We start from the raw sequence: 14,942 nt of genomic DNA on the forward strand, positions 1-14,942 counted from the left end.
GGATTATGACTGCAATGTTCGATCTGACCGGTAAAACGGCTTTGATAACGGGGTCCTCCCGCGGCCTGGGGTTTGCCTACGCCGAAGCATTAGCCGCTGCCGGGGCAGCGGTTATTTTGAACGGCACGCGTGAAGCGGTGCTGAACGAGGCCGTTGAACAGCTTAAAAATAAAGGCTATCGCGTCTCCGGCCGGGTGTTTGATGTGACCTGTGAAAGCGCGATAGAGCAGGTGTTCGCCAGTCTGGATGAGCAGGGCATCGCAGTCGATATCGTAATAAATAATGCCGGGATCCAGTACCGCAAACCCATGCTGGAGCTGGAACTGGAAAACTGGCAAAAGGTGATTGATACCAACCTCACCAGCGCCTTTCTGGTTTCGCGCGCGGCAGCCAAACGCATGATTGCCCGCGATCGGGGCGGCAAAATCATCAATGTCGGTTCGTTGACCAGCCAGGCGGCCAGGCCAACCGTTGCACCTTATACCGCTGCCAAGGGCGGCATTAAGATGCTGACCTGCTCAATGGCGGCCGAATGGGCGCAGTTTAATATCCAGACCAATGCGATTGGGCCGGGATATATCCTGACGGACATGAACAGTGCGCTGGTGGACGATGCCCGGTTCGACAGCTGGGTGAAAAGCAGTAACCCTTCGCAGCGCTGGGGACGGCCAGAAGAAGTGGCCGGTACGGCCGTTTTTCTTTCATCGTCTGCCTCAGATTATATCAATGGTCAGATTATCTACGTGGATGGCGGCTGGCTGGCCATGCTGTAAGCGTTATTGACCCGGAAGAGGAAAAACATGTGCACAGCATAATGACGCATGCCTGCGTGGCAAAGGGCAAAAAAGAGATCGCGGTTGAGCAGCGCGAACTGAAGTATTCGGATGATGATGTCGTTGTTCAAGTGGAATGCGGCGGCATCTGCGGCTCGGATATTCATTATTACCATGAAGGACGTGCCGGATTATCCGTGATTAAGCAACCGCTGGTGATAGGTCACGAATTTGTGGGGCGGATTTTCCAGGCGCCGGCAGCATCAGGGTTAGAACCGGGACAAAAAGTCGCGATTAATCCATCACAGCCATGTGGTCAGTGTGAGTATTGTCGGGCAGGTAAACAGAATGCCTGCGCCACCATGCGCTTTATGGGGAGCGCCCAGTTCACTCCGCACGTGAATGGTGGATTTGCACAATATGTCGTGGTGCCTGCGAAGCAGTGCGTGACTTATGATGAGCAGGTTCCGGCCAGCGTCATGGCCGTTGCTGAGCCTACCGCCGTCGTGATCCATGCGCTCAACGTGGCAGGCAGCATCGTCGGGAAAAGGGTGCTGGTGATGGGCGCGGGCCCCATCGGCGCCTTAGCGATTGCCGCCGCAAGCGCTTCCGGCGCGGCAGAGATCGTGGCGTTCGATCCGAGCGAGCGCTGCCGCCGCATCGCGGTAGAAATGGGGGCTGACTCGGCAGTGGATGCGAGCGATCGTGCCGCCGTTGCCCGCTACGGTGAAAATCGGGGATATTTCGACGTTACGCTGGAAGCCAGCGGAGCCGAAGCAGCGATTGAATCCAGTATTTTGGTTACGCGGCCTGGCGGCGTTGTGGTTCAAATTGGGATGGGAAAAAGTCCGCTTAATTTCCCGGTAGCGCAGATGCTGGTAAAAGAAATTAGCTGGAAAGGCTCCTTCCGTTTTATCGATGAATTTGATGTGGCGGTGAAATGGCTGGAAAAGGGCATTATCGATCCGCGTCCGATTCTTTCCGGCAATTATGCCTATCACGATATTGAGGCGGCATTAAAGGCGGCCAGTGATAAAACACAACATTCAAAAGTATTAGTTCAGTTTTCATAAAATATCTCAGAACCTGTAGTTATTACTCTGGCTTAAAACATCGGTGATTGTCGCGGGTGAAGAGATCCTCACGCTCCGCGTAAGCGGCACTCGCCTGTCATTTAGTCGCCTGTTAACGCATCGTCGACCTCAGGGTGAAAACATGAGTCATTTAAATACCAACACCACAGAACGTAATACCTCTGATCTGGTCCGGGCATCCGTATCAGGATGGCTGGGTACAACGTTAGAATTTATGGATTTCCAGCTCTATTCTCTTGGTGCGGCGTTAGTTTTTCATGAAGTCTTTTTTCCCGAACAGTCGGGTGCGATGGCGCTGATTCTGGCAATGGGAACCTACGGTGCAGGTTATATCGCGCGAATCGTCGGCGCCGTTTTTTTTGGGAAAATGGGCGACCGTGTTGGCCGAAAAAAAGTCCTGTTTATCACTATCGCCTTAATGGGCGTTTGTACCACCTTAATTGGCGTATTACCCACTTACCAGCAGGTGGGTATTTTAGCGCCCTTGCTGCTGGTGGCGCTGCGTATTATTCAGGGATTAGGCGCCGGTGCAGAAATATCGGGTGCCAGCACTATGCTGGCTGAATATGCGCCCAAAGGGAAAAAGGGCATTATTGCCTCGCTGGTTGCCATGGGCACCAACTGCGGCACGTTAAGCGCAACCGCCATCTGGGCGGCTATGTTCTTTTTCTTCACCAATGACGAAGTCATTGCCTGGGCATGGCGTATTCCTTTCCTGGCCAGTTTCGTCGTGATGGGATTTGCTATCTGGCTGCGTTTCAACCTGAAAGAAAGTCCGGTGTTTGAAAACGTTGCCGAGTCTGCCACCGTCAAGCCCCACGATCAGCCGGCACAGTCTGTTTTCCAGTTAATCAAAGGCAAAGCCTTCTGGATTGCTACCGGGCTGCGATTTGGTCAGGCGGGTAACTCGGGCATCATCCAGACCTTTCTGGCGGGTTATATGGTTCAGACGCTGTTGTTCAATAAGGCGGTTCCCACCGATGCCATCATGGTGAGCTCGGTAATAGGATTTATGACAATTCCTCTTATCGGCTGGCTCTCAGACCGGATAGGGCGCCGTATTCCTTACCGCATTCTGACGCTGGGCTCGATTATTCTGGCTTATCCGATGATTTCACTCATCGTCGATAACGCGCAGGCGGTGAGTACCATCATGGTTTGCCTGATCGTCATTCACAATATCGCAGTGTTGGGCCAGGCGGCGATTGAAGGGATCACCATGGCAGAGATGTTTGGTTCCAGAAACCGTTTCGCGCAAATGGCCATCTCTAAGGAGATCGGTGGGCTGTTTGCCACTGGCTTAGGGCCGCTCCTGGCCGGTATTTTCTGCCAGCTCACGGGCACCTGGTATCCGATTGCGATCATGCTGATCGGCTATTCCTGTATCGGCCTGCTGGCTTCACTGATAATGCCAGAGGTGGTGGATCGGGATCTTACCGCAGAGGCCGATGCCTCGGGCGGCGTGCCGGATGGTTGTCATCCTGTTGCCCCCTCGATCCGGGCAGGAAGCGGCGAGTAAGGCAAGGTTGAACCCTGTCTGTCACTGCGTTAGCGCAGGACTTTGCTGGAAAGGATAAGATAGAATGGCGTCATGTAGGACATCATATGAGAAGGTGTTGTGAGCATAAAATCCATTCAGAAACAGAACGTCGTTAACGAAGTGTTCGAGCAAATTAAGGCGAAGCTACTGGACGGTAGCTGGTCCGCAGGCACGCGTTTACCTTCTGAAGCGGAGCTGACGCACTCTTTTAATGTCAGCAGGGTCAGTATACGCAGCGCGGTGCAGCGCCTGCGCGATCTGGGTATCGTGATTACCCGTCAGGGCAGCGGCAGTTACGTGTGTGAAGACTTTTCGCCACAGATGCTTAATCACAATGCCAGACCGTTAATGCATCTGAGCCGGGAAGCCTTTAACGACATGATGGTTTTTCGCCAGACCGTCGAGTTTAAATGTGTTGAGCTGGCAGTGGAACATGCCACAGAAGAGGATATTGGCCTGCTGGAGCAGGCGCTCAATAACATGCTTATTAATAAAGGCGATTATAAGAAATATTCGGAAGCGGATTACGAATTTCATCTGGCGATTATCCGCGCCTCTCATAACAGCGTGTTTTACAACGTGATGAAGTCAATCAAAGATATTTATTACTATTATCTTGAAGAACTGAATCGCTCACTGGGCATTACGCTTGAAAGTGTTGAGGCGCACATCAAAGTCTTTATGGCGATTAAAAACCGCGATGCGTCCTCGGCGGTACAGGTGCTGAATGAGGCGATGAAACATAACGTGGTCGCCATCGATATGATTAAAAAAGAAGAGGGGGAATAGGCTGTTTCGCGCTGCGGGAACGCGAAAAAAGCCACCCCTTCTGCAGGCTGAGGAAAACAGGATTCACCGTGACAGGCTTCTTATTGCCATTGCCCTGCTGGTCCGTTTTATCGCCAGTAACGCGCTGGTCTGGGTCATGAGCACGTAGCGATCCAGCATTCTGTAAGAAATGAGGGCGAAGCGGCAGGTTAGCCATAGGGCTCTTCCGACGTGAGTGGTGAAGTTAACTGTGGCAGAATAAACAAGGGAGCCAGTGGACCGGGCTCCCTCTTCAATCAATGCAGGCAGCACTGCTTGTATTTTCTTCCGCTGCCGCAGGGGCAGGGATCGTTGCGGCCCGGCTGTTTTTCCGCAGTGACCGGCTGCTGCACCTGAGGAATCGCTTCGGGCTGTGAGATCCAGTAATCATGAAGCGCCAGGGCGGCAGGGCGGATAGCATCAATGCTGCTTTCCATTTCTTCAGGCGTGAGCGCATCAACCTTTTCCAGATTCTCTTCTGTGCCGTGCAGGGCGATGGCGTCCAGTGAGTCCTGGAGTTCAGCAGGGAGTGCAGACCAGTCGGTTAAGGCCACGCCGCGCATATAGCCGTAGCACCACTCTTCAACGACGGTAAATTCCAGACCTTCCATTTCGCGCACGCCAAACAGGGGTTCAAACTGTTCTGGAAACTCAGACAGGCGGTCAGCAATGTCATTCATGTGCTGGAAACTGAGTTCCATAAAGCGCGTCATTTCGCGCTCATTACTCCATTTGGGAATATGCTTTTCGCCGCCCCAGAGCGCGACCAGCCAGCGGCTTGGCTCTACCGTCGTCGGACCTGAAAGCACGGCAGTAAGCAGGCCATCCAGTTCTGAAACATCAAGAATCGACGCTTCACTACCGTATTTTTCCAGCATATCTTCGAGCCATTGCAGCTCTTTTTCGCTTAACGGGCCTTCTTTCATGGGATATCTCCGAACGTGTCTGGTGCAGCAGAAAATTTACTGCGTGTAAAAACGCGCAGTGTACACGCTTATTGCGCTGATGGCAGTGTCGTCGGGTTGCCCTGAACGGCAGCGGACTCAGCAGAGGCATTACCAGGCCTGCTATGTTACTCTTCGCGGCCTGCAATACGTTTTCCTGCACGATCGTGGCTATATCAGGCGCCAACCTGCTTCGTTTCCCTTACGTGTGTCCTGCCAGGGGTGACATCCTTCAGTAGGAAACGATGACCAGAAGCATAAAGATTTGGCTAATCTGTGTCGATATAGGCACAGCGGAATAATCCCCCGGCATGATGCTGATATGAACGTTCGTCAGTGCCTGATAACAACAATAAAATGGGCGCGAGGACGTGACCAGAAAAGAGTATTCACCCCAGAGGTTACACCGCCTGTTGAGCGGATGCGGGCACCTGTTTAGACGCAGTGCAGTTCTGATGATAAGCGCGCTGTTATTGGCTGCCTGCGGCACGCTGTCGCAGACCTCTGCGCCAGCAGGCGACAAGCTTTATCTGACGCACAGCGATTTTCATGACAACCTGGACGATCTGGTGCGCCATTATATGCAGCGTAAACAGGTGTCCGGCATCAGTATTGCAATTATCCATCATCTTAATCCCACCTTGTTTTACAGCGCGGGTGTCACCGATGACGTACATCGCTATCCGATTACGCCTGAAACCTTATTTGCGCTCGGCTCACTGAGTAAAGGCGTAACCGCAGAGGTGATTATTGAGTTGGTTAACGAAGGCCAACTGCACTGGAGTGACACGCTGGCCGATTTGTTGCCCTCTGACGTCAGATTGAGCCAAGATGCACGTCAAATCACGCTATTACAGTTAGTGACCCATACCTCGGGTTTGCCGCGTCAGGATATGGATTTGCCGATGTTTATGCAGTTTATGGGCTATCTGCGCAGCGGTCAGAACTTTTATGGCAACCTGGATAGTGATGACGTTCTGGAATACCTGGCGGATTTTTCTGCGCCGCGTCAGCGGGGAGCGCAATACTCTAACCTTGGCTATGCGCTGCTGGGCTATATTTTGCGTGAACGCTGCCATAGTGATATTGAAACGCTTGCCCACCAACGGATTTTCCGACCGCTGGGAATGAACAACACCAGCTTTGTGCCTGAGCGTTTAAGCGGTTTTTCCACACGGGCGTTAGGGCATGCTGGCGATCAGCCAAAGCTTATCCCGCGCGGTGATCTCACCCCGGACTGGCGTTTCCAGCGTAATATGGTCGCGGCGGGCAGTCTTTACAGCAACGCACGGGATCTGAGCGTCTATCTGCGTGCACATCTCACTGCGGGCAGCGATCCGGCGCGTAATCGTGCCTTTGCTGAGATCAATAAAGGCGTGTATCAGCAGGGCGCACAGACGCAGAATATCGCCTGGGTTACAGACAGGCTGGCAGGAAGGAACATTACCTATCAGGTCGGCTATATTGGTGGTTATTCCGCTTTTATCGGTTTTGACAAGCAGGCAGGCAATGCCATCGTGGTACTGCAAAACGCGTTTAACTGGAGCAACTATCTTGGTATCACATTGTTGCTTAACCTGGCAGAGAAAGACAGGTAAGGTGTAGGTTGGGTCCAGAATGAGTCGTGATTCCTTACACTTACCTTTATGAGTGACGGAACCGCAGCCCTGTTTAGATTGTCTTCAGAGTAGTCTACTGTTATTAAAATCAATTCAATGTGGAAATTATTATGCGCAGGACTCAAATTGCTTTTATTTCAGCTGGTTTACTGTTCGGCTCGCTGAGCCTGATCCCCGCCGCTCAGGCTGCGGGTGAAACCACCGACAATGTGCCACCGCCGCCGCAGATTCAACCGGCCAATCCAACCGCTCAACCTGGCGATAACAACGCGCAGCCCGGTGCTGCAGCACCTGCCCAGCCGCAGGCGCCGATGAGTTCTGACTCTAACGACGGTATTACCCCAACAACGCCTTCGCAGTCAGCAGGCAATCCAGGTAAGCCAAATTACGATCTCAGCACCATTATCATTGATTATAAAGAGCATAAAATCGGTGATACCGTGCCTGATAAGTACCGCAGCAAGACTTACACTATCACAGAGTGGCAGAAACGTAATTTGCCTGCGCCTCAGCCAGATACCCACTGGGCTTATATCAATGCCAATTACATTCTGATTACTAACGACACCGGTAAGATCGTTATGGGTAAATCCGGCGATATCTTCTTCCGCGGATAGTCCTGCGGCGCTTTGTTAGTTATCTCTTCTTTCAACGGCCGCGTTAAGCGGCCGTTTTCTATTTCTGTCTTTTTTATCAGTGATGACTTCTCAACGTGTTTGCAACATGGCAACGTGTTTTTATTCACTGCAATGGAGAAGGCATGATGTCGCAACACGTCAATCAGTATGGTCAACCTGTAGGGCAATCCATGCCCGACTGGCAGCCACGTCCCTTACCTCAGCGTGAGGTGCTTCAAGGTCAGGTTTGCCGTCTGGAGCCCTTTAGCGTGGCTTCGCATGCTGAAGCACTCTGGCAGGCCTGGTCGCTGGCAGAAGATGGCCGTGACTGGACCTATCTTTCTGATGGGCCGTTTAATGATGAAGCCGCCTGGCTCACCCATGCTGCTACGATGGAGGCGAGTCAGGATCCGTTGCATTTCAGCGTCATTGATGTTGAAACCGGTAAGGCCGTCGGAACGCTATCGCTGATGCGTGTTGATGCGCAAAATGGGGTGATGGAAGTGGGATATGTCACCTTTTCCCGATTGCTAAAGCAAACAAGAATGGCGACCGAAGCGCATTTTCTTCTGATGCGTTATGCCTTTGAGCAACTGGGCTACCGGCGTTATGAATGGAAATGTGACAGCTGTAATCTGCCTTCGCGTCGGGCCGCGCTTCGGCTGGGATTTCGCTTTGAAGGTGAATTTCGTCAGGCCCGCGTTTATAAAGGCCGCACGCGCGATACAAGCTGGTTCTCAATCATCGACAGTGAATGGCCAGCTGTTAAAAATGGGCTGGAACGCTGGCTGGCAGAGGCTAACTTTACAGCCGACGGGCGACAGCGTGAAAAGCTGGAAACTCTGCGAGGTTAAGGCCTGAAGCGCGGGTAACGGCTCAGGCAAGCACATATTTAATGGTCGCCATAAGCAACGTGGTGGTCATGATCATCAGCAGACGCTGTACCCAACGCATATCGTTTTTTAAACTCCCGACGTCGGTCTTGAGTACGCTGACATCCGTTTTGAGCTCGGCGACGTCGGTCTTGAGTACGCTGACATCGGTCTTGAGCACGGCAACGTCCGTTTTGAGTACGCTGACGTCTGCCTTGAGTTCATCCACATCGGTTCTGAGGCACGACTCCGTTTTCTTCAGTTGCGTGCTTAGCGAAAAGATATGCTGATTCTGACGCTGAAAAGCCTGCATGACATCAGCACGGGACAGCGCATTGTCCTGCTTTAATGCCGAAAAAATATCCACCATCGCTTCTGCCTGGCGATCGTTGATGCCTGCGCGCTGTAAACGTTTAAACGCTTTGTGTGTATTCATCATGGTGAGTGTCATTCAAGAGCCTTCCCGATTCATCACGTTATTTGAATATCATGTCAGGAGAGCCGGTCTGGTCACAGAAGATAAAAAACATATTGCGAAATAAATTCCATTATATCAATTAGTTAAACGCGTAGTTTTCATCTTTTTGCGGGGTGGGCCGCAAAAAAAACGTTGTCAGTTAGCCTCTTTTACACAGCCCGCTTACCAGGCAGTGTAAAAGGTGGGGGCTAACCGTCATCGTGAATAAACATCAGGGAACGGGGACAACCTTTAACGTAATCAGACCGATGCCGAGTTTGCGTGGGTCCTGACCTGCGATGTTGTTAAGATTGCTGAGTTGCGGCTCTGGTGGGGTAAACGTTAACCGATGGCTTCCGCGGGTGTTATCAAAACGCAGCGTCTGGGTTGATGCTTCTTCTCCCAGCATCAGGGGCTGTTTTGTGTCGCCTACCTGCACCCTTGTGGGTCGGTGCGCATTTGGGCCATAGGCGCGAGCGGTAATCACCAGATCAAATCTGGCGGGCAAAGGGTTAACGAATTCTATGGTCACTTCCGGGGCAAGATTGGCGTTTGACCAGCGGCCCCAGTTTTCCGTACGGGAAAGGCCGCTGAACTGCTTCACGCTTGCGGGTGCGCCGGGAACCGCGAACAGAAAGCTGTCGGCATCATAACGAATCGCATTATCGTCGATGCGCAGCTGCGCCACGGCATGTTGATAGTTTGCATCGTTCTGGGGGCCTGCCGGGAACTGCACCTTTCCTTTCCACAGGGGGCTATCCATACGCATGACGGAGGGATGGCCCGCGAGCTGGCCCATTGCCAGGCACCAGTCGCTGGACAGGGCCAGCGCCGGTTGCCAGATACGGGCAATTTTAAAGCAGCGATCGACCCAGACAAACTTTTCCGCCGAGGTAAAGTCGGCCAGCTGATAACGTAAAGGCGCCGAATATTCCCCCTCAGGCAGTGGCTCTACATGCTTCTCCGTCACCCGCAGCAGAATGGGCAAGGCAAAGCTGGCCCCGGAAAAGCTGAGCGTATTTTTCGTCTGATCCAGCGTGATGCTGTCGATCTTTTTGGGAAAGTTCCACAGCTGAATGATATCGGCTTTCCAGCTCAACACTTTGGTTTTCATATCCTCAAACTGGCTCGACAACGACACTGCAGACAGGCTGCTACGTCCCAAACCTATCGCATTGTCGCCGCCCAGAATATCCAGTAACGTCGCGCCGTTATCCAGCGTACTGCGTTTCATATCTATCACTTCTGCCTGCGGTTGATCGCCACGGATCACCATAAACAGATCGTGACGAGGACGCTTGATCAGAAAGGGATGCGCCGTGTTGTTCATGGCCAGATGATCGGATGCCACCACAATCACGGTATTCTTAAACCAGGGAGAAGCCTTAATACGGGCAATCAGGCGTGCGATATGCTCCTGCGAGCAGGATACGGCGCTGAACGACTGATTTGGCTTGCCCGCATAGCTGTAACTTTTGCGCTGGCAACTTCGGGAAATAAACCCATCAGGATGATGCGTATCCACCGTGAGCGCAAACAGCGCAAAACGTTTCTGCTGGCGCGAAAGTGCCTCATAGGTTTCAAACACCTCGTCCAACACGGTATCGTCGTAATAACCCCAGTTGTTGCGGTAGGTGGGATCGCTAACCTTGTCTTTGAGTTCCTGTGAACCGTACAGGCGCGCAGGGTCAAAGCCGTGAGAACGTAAAAAGACATCTTTACCCGCAAAGCGCAGGTCAGCGCCCTGAATAAACCAGTTTTCATAACCGGAATTTTTTAAAATATCGCCCAGGCAAACGTTCTGTGGGTAAAAACTGGAAAGGGAGGCGGAAGCATTTCCGTCGAAAGGGGCAAAAAGCGGGATACCGCACATCGATGCGACCATACCGGCAATGGTGTAATCCGTGCCGGGAAGCTGCTCGGTCTGGGTGAAGTCGATGCTTTGCTCTTTTTCCCGGCTGAGTTCGGGAGCCAGCTCAGGGAAGGCAATCGGGTCGAAATAGGTCCGCTCCAGGCTTTCAGCATAAATATACACCACGTTAAGTGCGGGCTGCGCAATGCGCTTTTTCGGGACTTTATAGACGGTGGCAAAGTCGGAGTTTTCGCGCAGTGAGTGCGAGGTAATGAGAGAACTCACTTGCTGAAAGGCTGGCGTTGTTTGTACCGCGCCTGCGGCACAGGCAAAAGCCACCAGGCTCCAGCCTGAATGAAAGGGCCGCTCACGGCGGCGCAGCAGCCATGACAGGGCACAAAACAGTAAAAACAGCACGATGACCAGCCCAAGGGCGGGCACAACGTATTTACTCAGGCCGGCACCGGTGAGGCTGTTCGTTAAGGTATACACTACAGCGTCAGTAATGCCGTCGCCGGTAAAATAATTACTGGCGAACAGCGTGGCGTTGAGCAGCACGAACAGCATTAACAAGCACAAGGTGAGGGAAAACCAGATTCTGCTTCGGCCTGCTTTACAGGAATAAACAGCAATCGCGGTCAGAAAAAGTATCACTGACACGAATTCAGACAACGTCAAATCCTCTTATCGTATGAATATGTCTCTTATCAACAGGGGGACATTCCATGGATTTTTGACTCAATCTATAGTGGCTGTCATCAGGCTGCAACATCTCTGCGCAGATTTGGCTGCAGACTCACAGTACAGTCAATTCGACGTTAAACAGGGGCGAAGTGCCCGGCGATTTCTAATGAAACGGCCGGGCAGGGGGCGGATTACGCGCGTTGTTCCTGCGGCGCTGAAAGTCTGGCGGGAGAGGATGGGCTGTCGTGCATCGCTTCTCCGACCAGGCTGGCACGATTGTAAAAGCGTAACCGCAGGTTAAAATCGAGGTGCGCGCGCGCACTGTCACTGAGCCGGATGACCGGCGGCGGCGTGAGCGGACGCTGCTGAAACAGAACAGAGCGCACACAGGCATCGTTGCTGCCAGCATGCACCTGCTGATAATAGCCGACGCTGGCTTCCGCTTTACGTAACCTGGTATTAACCCGACGATGCTCATCCATAGCCAACTGATGTGCCAGCGCCGTGAGTTCGTTACCGGGGTTGCTGAGATTCTGTTGCACTGCAGGGAAATCACTGCGTTTCATTAACTCCAGCAGATAGTTTTGTCTCCCCACGTATTTTACCGGGGCCAGTTGTTTCAGCCATTCACGAATAAAGGGGTTTTGAGCAGGCGCCGCGATAAAGCCGGTTTCAATCATCGGTCTGAGTGGGTTAACCGTGTTTTGCTGACGATAATATCCCAGCACATCCATGGGGCGGTCGCTTTGGGCCTGATGGACCCAGGCAAGATCCTCGAACAGCAACGTGTTGCAGTCGATGCTGATGCCACCGTAACGTAATAATAGCTCCAGCCGGATGATGTCGCTTTTTAGCTGCGGAGTCAGATCGGAAGAGACAAATTGCACATCCGGCAGCCACTGTCCCAGCGTCTGAGGGGTAAGCAGGTGGATCTCATGATCCGGATTATCACGGCAAATTTTACTGGCGTTAAGGGCAACGGAAGCAGGTAGCCGGTCGCCGGGCCAGTACAGCCAGACTTTTTTAGCAATGGCAGGCAGGGTCTTAGGTACGGATTCCAGCAGCACGTCCTGTTCCAGCGTAGGATCGTATTCAGGCGCGCTTACGGCCCGGTGTTGTTTAATCGTCCACAGCATGCGGCTGGTGAAAGCAAGTTTTTCCCATTGACGCCAGAGATGATGCAAGGAACGGCGGTGTGAATTCATGTTTCACCTGTTATTTTGATTATAGTGTTTATGCCAGTCGGCAAAATAAGGGCTTAAGCTGTCATCCCGTATATAAACCGCCATAAACGCAGACATGCTGCGCTGCGCAATTTTTATTGTATTTCCCTGGTGATGGTTCAATGGCGAGCCACGACAGTTTCTGTGCACATGCGTGACGTGAGCGGCCGCGACTCATTTATTTAATAGAACACAATTCAACAATTCGCTATTCCTGATGGAAACTTTAGGATAAAACGGAAATAAGCCTTCGCCTGAAATAAAAATAAATATTTATTTACGCTAATGTTTTATTCCGCTATGGCAATATCTTTATATCGACAGAGGGGGCGTTTTTCTGTCGTGAAACCGATAAACAGTGCGCGAGTATGAGAATCAGTGCGGAATTGAGATAAGTGAAATATTCAGCATGATTAATGAATTCACAGATGTGCGCAGCCTGACAGTCATTGTCTACGCTTTAGCTATACAGACGAAAAGGAGATGACATGCCGTTTGAATCTCGAGGATTACTGGCGATTGACAGGCAAACCAGACGGGCGCTGTTTCTCGATCCTGACACCTTTGACGTCAGCCAGGCAGTGGACGTTGTCCCAACGCGACTGCACGAGCTTTTGATGCTCGCGCCCTGGGAAAAGGCTTTTCTCCCTCTGTACGGTGACGATATGCAAGGCGATGCGCCTCATCCTGGCCATAAAGTGGCGGTCATTGATTTACGACAGCGGGCGATTAATGACTATATCGACCTCTCACCGTCACAAGCGCCGCACAGCGGTCAGTTAGGGCGCGACGGCAAAGTGTATCTGTGCTGTGAAAATCCTACTGTCGTGGTGGTGATCGATCCCCTTACCCACCGCGTTGAAAAGACGATTCCCATTCCACTTGATAATACCCATCGCCTGACGCTTTCACCCAGCGGCCGCAAGCTCTTTACCGACAATGAGCAGGATGCCACCATTACCGTCGTCGACCTGTGCGAAGCGGAAGGGCGAGTCATTGATACCATCCTGATGCCCGGCCCGGTTTCAGGCCTTACTGCATCACCCAGGCATCCCTATCTCATCGCCAGCGCCGCCGATGTGCCGCTGCTCTATGTCGTCGATCGCCAGAGCCATCGAATCCGCCAGCGTCTGGCGCTTCCTGGCCATCAACAGCCCTGTCAGAAGGTTCGCTTTAGTCCGGATGGCGAGTATCTGATGGCGATCGGGCACCAGGAACCCATCGTCACGCTTTTTGATGAATTACTGAATCCTTTGGGGCATATAGCGCTGACTCACCAGCCGCTGGATGGCTGTTTCAGTCCGGACAAGAAACGGCTATTGATCACCCATGATGATAACCGGACGCTGAGCGTCATTGATCTGGTACAGAAAACCGTTCTTGCGACAACCGAGGTGGGGGCTGGCTACGAAACGCTGAGCTACTTTCAAATTGGTTAAATAAAGGGGCGATGGTAGATGGCCGAACTCCAGTGGCGGCTGCTGGCGTGTTTTTCCGCCTGCCAGCCGCGCTTACGCAATTCACGGGCAATCATCTTGTTCATAATGCCGTGCCCCAGCAACAAAACCGTACCCTGCTGCGACAGGGCGATCAGCCGATCGGCGGCACGCGAGGCGCGGGCGCGCGCATGCTGCAGCGACTCGGTCTCCCCGGCATAGCCACAAAACCACATGGCGCGCAGGATGGCCTGCCAGACAAAGGTGGGTAACTGAATGCGATCAGCCCGGAGCAAAGGAATACCGACTTCACTGAACAGCGCATCAACGTGATGGGGATGCAGTCCGAGGCGCTCCAGCGAAGAGTGGGCGCGGGGTAGAGGACTGCAGACCACAACCGCCGCTTTTCTGGCGATGCTGATGCTGCGATCGGGCGGGCCATCGCTCACCAGTGACAGATCATAGGCTTCACACCAGTCTGCCAGTCCCTGTGCGCTTAAACGTCCGGCAAAAGGGTGGTCAGGTTTACCATGTCGCATCAGGATAATGGTCATAATGATTTAACGGCGTTCTCCGGTTTATGCGCCAGTCAGGTATATCTGAGGATGCGGTATGTGGCAATCGCTGCCTGTGCTGTCATCAGGCAGTCACACCAATGTGCGACAACATCAGGCGATGAAAGGGTCAGACAGCCAGTTTGGCTTAATGTTAAAAGAAAAGTGCCTCTGGTTCCGGTGTATGCTGTTTTTTTGTGCGCCGGGTCGGGATTAACCGCCTGATTTTGCGCTTAAAATGGCATATTAATGAAGCTTGATAGTGAAGGAAATCTAACAAATTTTCTCAAAGGCTATTGATTTATCTACGCGCGTAGATACACTAGCTTCCAGTGATTGCTCACGGTGCTCGATGCACGGTAGGCCGATCGAGGATCAAGTTACATTCGCCAGATTAATACGACCGCTGAAATATACAGCGGCGAAGCTCGCGATACTGCGGATTCCAACACCAGGGAATCTTTAACTTT

General features: G+C 52.4%; 13 protein-coding genes. 8 read left to right on the forward strand and 5 right to left on the reverse strand.

Going from position 1 to position 14,942, the window contains the following annotated elements; genetic code table 11:
• Positions 1-5: 5 nt before the first annotated feature.
• The 4 genes from DFO57_RS08310 (at position 6) to DFO57_RS08325 (ending at position 4,196) form a co-directional block, all read left to right on the forward strand.
• On the forward strand, positions 6-773 hold the full coding sequence (locus tag DFO57_RS08310) for an SDR family oxidoreductase (RefSeq protein WP_110015265.1): 768 nt from the start codon (positions 6-8) through the stop codon (positions 771-773).
• A gap of 41 nt (positions 774-814) precedes the next feature.
• Positions 815-1,846, forward strand: coding sequence for an L-idonate 5-dehydrogenase (gene idnD, locus DFO57_RS08315; RefSeq protein ID WP_028714786.1), 1,032 nt, complete (start codon positions 815-817; stop codon positions 1,844-1,846).
• Between the two features lie 142 nt (positions 1,847-1,988).
• Positions 1,989-3,386, forward strand: a complete 1,398-nt coding sequence (locus DFO57_RS08320) for an MFS transporter (RefSeq protein ID WP_014595264.1) — start codon at positions 1,989-1,991, stop codon at positions 3,384-3,386.
• 99 nt (positions 3,387-3,485) lie between these two features.
• On the forward strand, positions 3,486-4,196 hold the full coding sequence (locus DFO57_RS08325) for a FadR/GntR family transcriptional regulator (protein WP_013024491.1): 711 nt from the start codon (positions 3,486-3,488) through the stop codon (positions 4,194-4,196).
• Positions 4,197-4,471: 275 nt separating this feature from the next.
• Here the strand turns inward: DFO57_RS08325 and DFO57_RS08330 are convergent, their stop codons facing one another.
• Positions 4,472-5,140, reverse strand: coding sequence for a YecA family protein (locus DFO57_RS08330; protein ID WP_014606658.1), 669 nt, complete (start codon positions 5,138-5,140; stop codon positions 4,472-4,474).
• A 473-nt stretch (positions 5,141-5,613) separates the two neighbouring features.
• Here DFO57_RS08330 and DFO57_RS08335 point away from each other — a divergent pair, with 473 nt between their 5' ends.
• From DFO57_RS08335 to DFO57_RS08345, 3 genes are all read left to right on the forward strand, one after another.
• Positions 5,614-6,756: a serine hydrolase gene (locus DFO57_RS08335; protein ID WP_024472366.1), complete on the forward strand. Its 1,143-nt coding sequence runs from the start codon at positions 5,614-5,616 to the stop codon at positions 6,754-6,756.
• 131 nt (positions 6,757-6,887) lie between these two features.
• Positions 6,888-7,394, forward strand: coding sequence for an RcnB family protein (locus DFO57_RS08340; protein WP_014595268.1), 507 nt, complete (start codon positions 6,888-6,890; stop codon positions 7,392-7,394).
• A gap of 146 nt (positions 7,395-7,540) precedes the next feature.
• Positions 7,541-8,248, forward strand: coding sequence for a GNAT family N-acetyltransferase (locus tag DFO57_RS08345; RefSeq protein WP_024472367.1), 708 nt, complete (start codon positions 7,541-7,543; stop codon positions 8,246-8,248).
• Positions 8,249-8,270: 22 nt separating this feature from the next.
• On the opposite strand, the gene DFO57_RS08350 is transcribed toward DFO57_RS08345, so the two are convergent.
• From DFO57_RS08350 to DFO57_RS08360, 3 genes are all read right to left on the reverse strand, one after another.
• Positions 8,271-8,705, reverse strand: a complete 435-nt coding sequence (locus DFO57_RS08350; protein ID WP_230957789.1) for a coiled-coil domain-containing protein — start codon at positions 8,703-8,705, stop codon at positions 8,271-8,273.
• Positions 8,706-8,955: 250 nt separating this feature from the next.
• Positions 8,956-11,247, reverse strand: a complete 2,292-nt coding sequence (gene opgB / locus DFO57_RS08355) for a phosphatidylglycerol--membrane-oligosaccharide glycerophosphotransferase (RefSeq protein WP_072404412.1) — start codon at positions 11,245-11,247, stop codon at positions 8,956-8,958.
• 203 nt (positions 11,248-11,450) lie between these two features.
• Complete coding sequence (locus tag DFO57_RS08360) at positions 11,451-12,464, reverse strand: glycosyltransferase family 32 protein (RefSeq protein WP_072404414.1); 1,014 nt, start codon at positions 12,462-12,464, stop codon at positions 11,451-11,453.
• 506 nt (positions 12,465-12,970) lie between these two features.
• Between DFO57_RS08360 and DFO57_RS08365 the strand changes: the two genes are divergently transcribed.
• Positions 12,971-13,921, forward strand: coding sequence for a YncE family protein (locus DFO57_RS08365; RefSeq protein ID WP_013024499.1), 951 nt, complete (start codon positions 12,971-12,973; stop codon positions 13,919-13,921).
• On the opposite strand, the gene DFO57_RS08370 is transcribed toward DFO57_RS08365, so the two are convergent.
• Positions 13,918-14,472, reverse strand: a complete 555-nt coding sequence (locus tag DFO57_RS08370) for a histidine phosphatase family protein (protein WP_014595273.1) — start codon at positions 14,470-14,472, stop codon at positions 13,918-13,920. The two genes, DFO57_RS08365 and DFO57_RS08370, sit on opposite strands and share 4 nt — an antisense overlap.
• Positions 14,473-14,942 lie beyond the last annotated feature (470 nt).

The sequence above is a fragment of the Pantoea sp. AG702 genome, assembly GCF_003182295.1.
GTDB lineage: Bacteria > Pseudomonadota > Gammaproteobacteria > Enterobacterales > Enterobacteriaceae > Pantoea > Pantoea ananatis.

Bases quoted from the DNA above. Each gene is read 5' to 3' on its own strand.
- DFO57_RS08310 (WP_110015265.1), top strand. From the start codon at position 6: ATGACTGCAATGTTCGATCTGACCGGTAAAACGGCTTTGATAACGGGG.
- idnD (WP_028714786.1), top strand. From the start codon at position 815: ATGACGCATGCCTGCGTGGCAAAGGGCAAAAAAGAGATCGCGGTTGAG.
- DFO57_RS08320 (WP_014595264.1), top strand. From the start codon at position 1,989: ATGAGTCATTTAAATACCAACACCACAGAACGTAATACCTCTGATCTG.
- DFO57_RS08330 (WP_014606658.1), bottom strand. From the start codon at position 5,140: ATGAAAGAAGGCCCGTTAAGCGAAAAAGAGCTGCAATGGCTCGAAGAT.
- DFO57_RS08335 (WP_024472366.1), top strand. From the start codon at position 5,614: ATGATAAGCGCGCTGTTATTGGCTGCCTGCGGCACGCTGTCGCAGACC.
- DFO57_RS08340 (WP_014595268.1), top strand. From the start codon at position 6,888: ATGCGCAGGACTCAAATTGCTTTTATTTCAGCTGGTTTACTGTTCGGC.
- DFO57_RS08345 (WP_024472367.1), top strand. From the start codon at position 7,541: ATGTCGCAACACGTCAATCAGTATGGTCAACCTGTAGGGCAATCCATG.
- DFO57_RS08350 (WP_230957789.1), bottom strand. From the start codon at position 8,705: ATGATGAATACACACAAAGCGTTTAAACGTTTACAGCGCGCAGGCATC.
- DFO57_RS08360 (WP_072404414.1), bottom strand. From the start codon at position 12,464: ATGAATTCACACCGCCGTTCCTTGCATCATCTCTGGCGTCAATGGGAA.
- DFO57_RS08365 (WP_013024499.1), top strand. From the start codon at position 12,971: ATGCCGTTTGAATCTCGAGGATTACTGGCGATTGACAGGCAAACCAGA.
- DFO57_RS08370 (WP_014595273.1), bottom strand. From the start codon at position 14,472: ATGACCATTATCCTGATGCGACATGGTAAACCTGACCACCCTTTTGCC.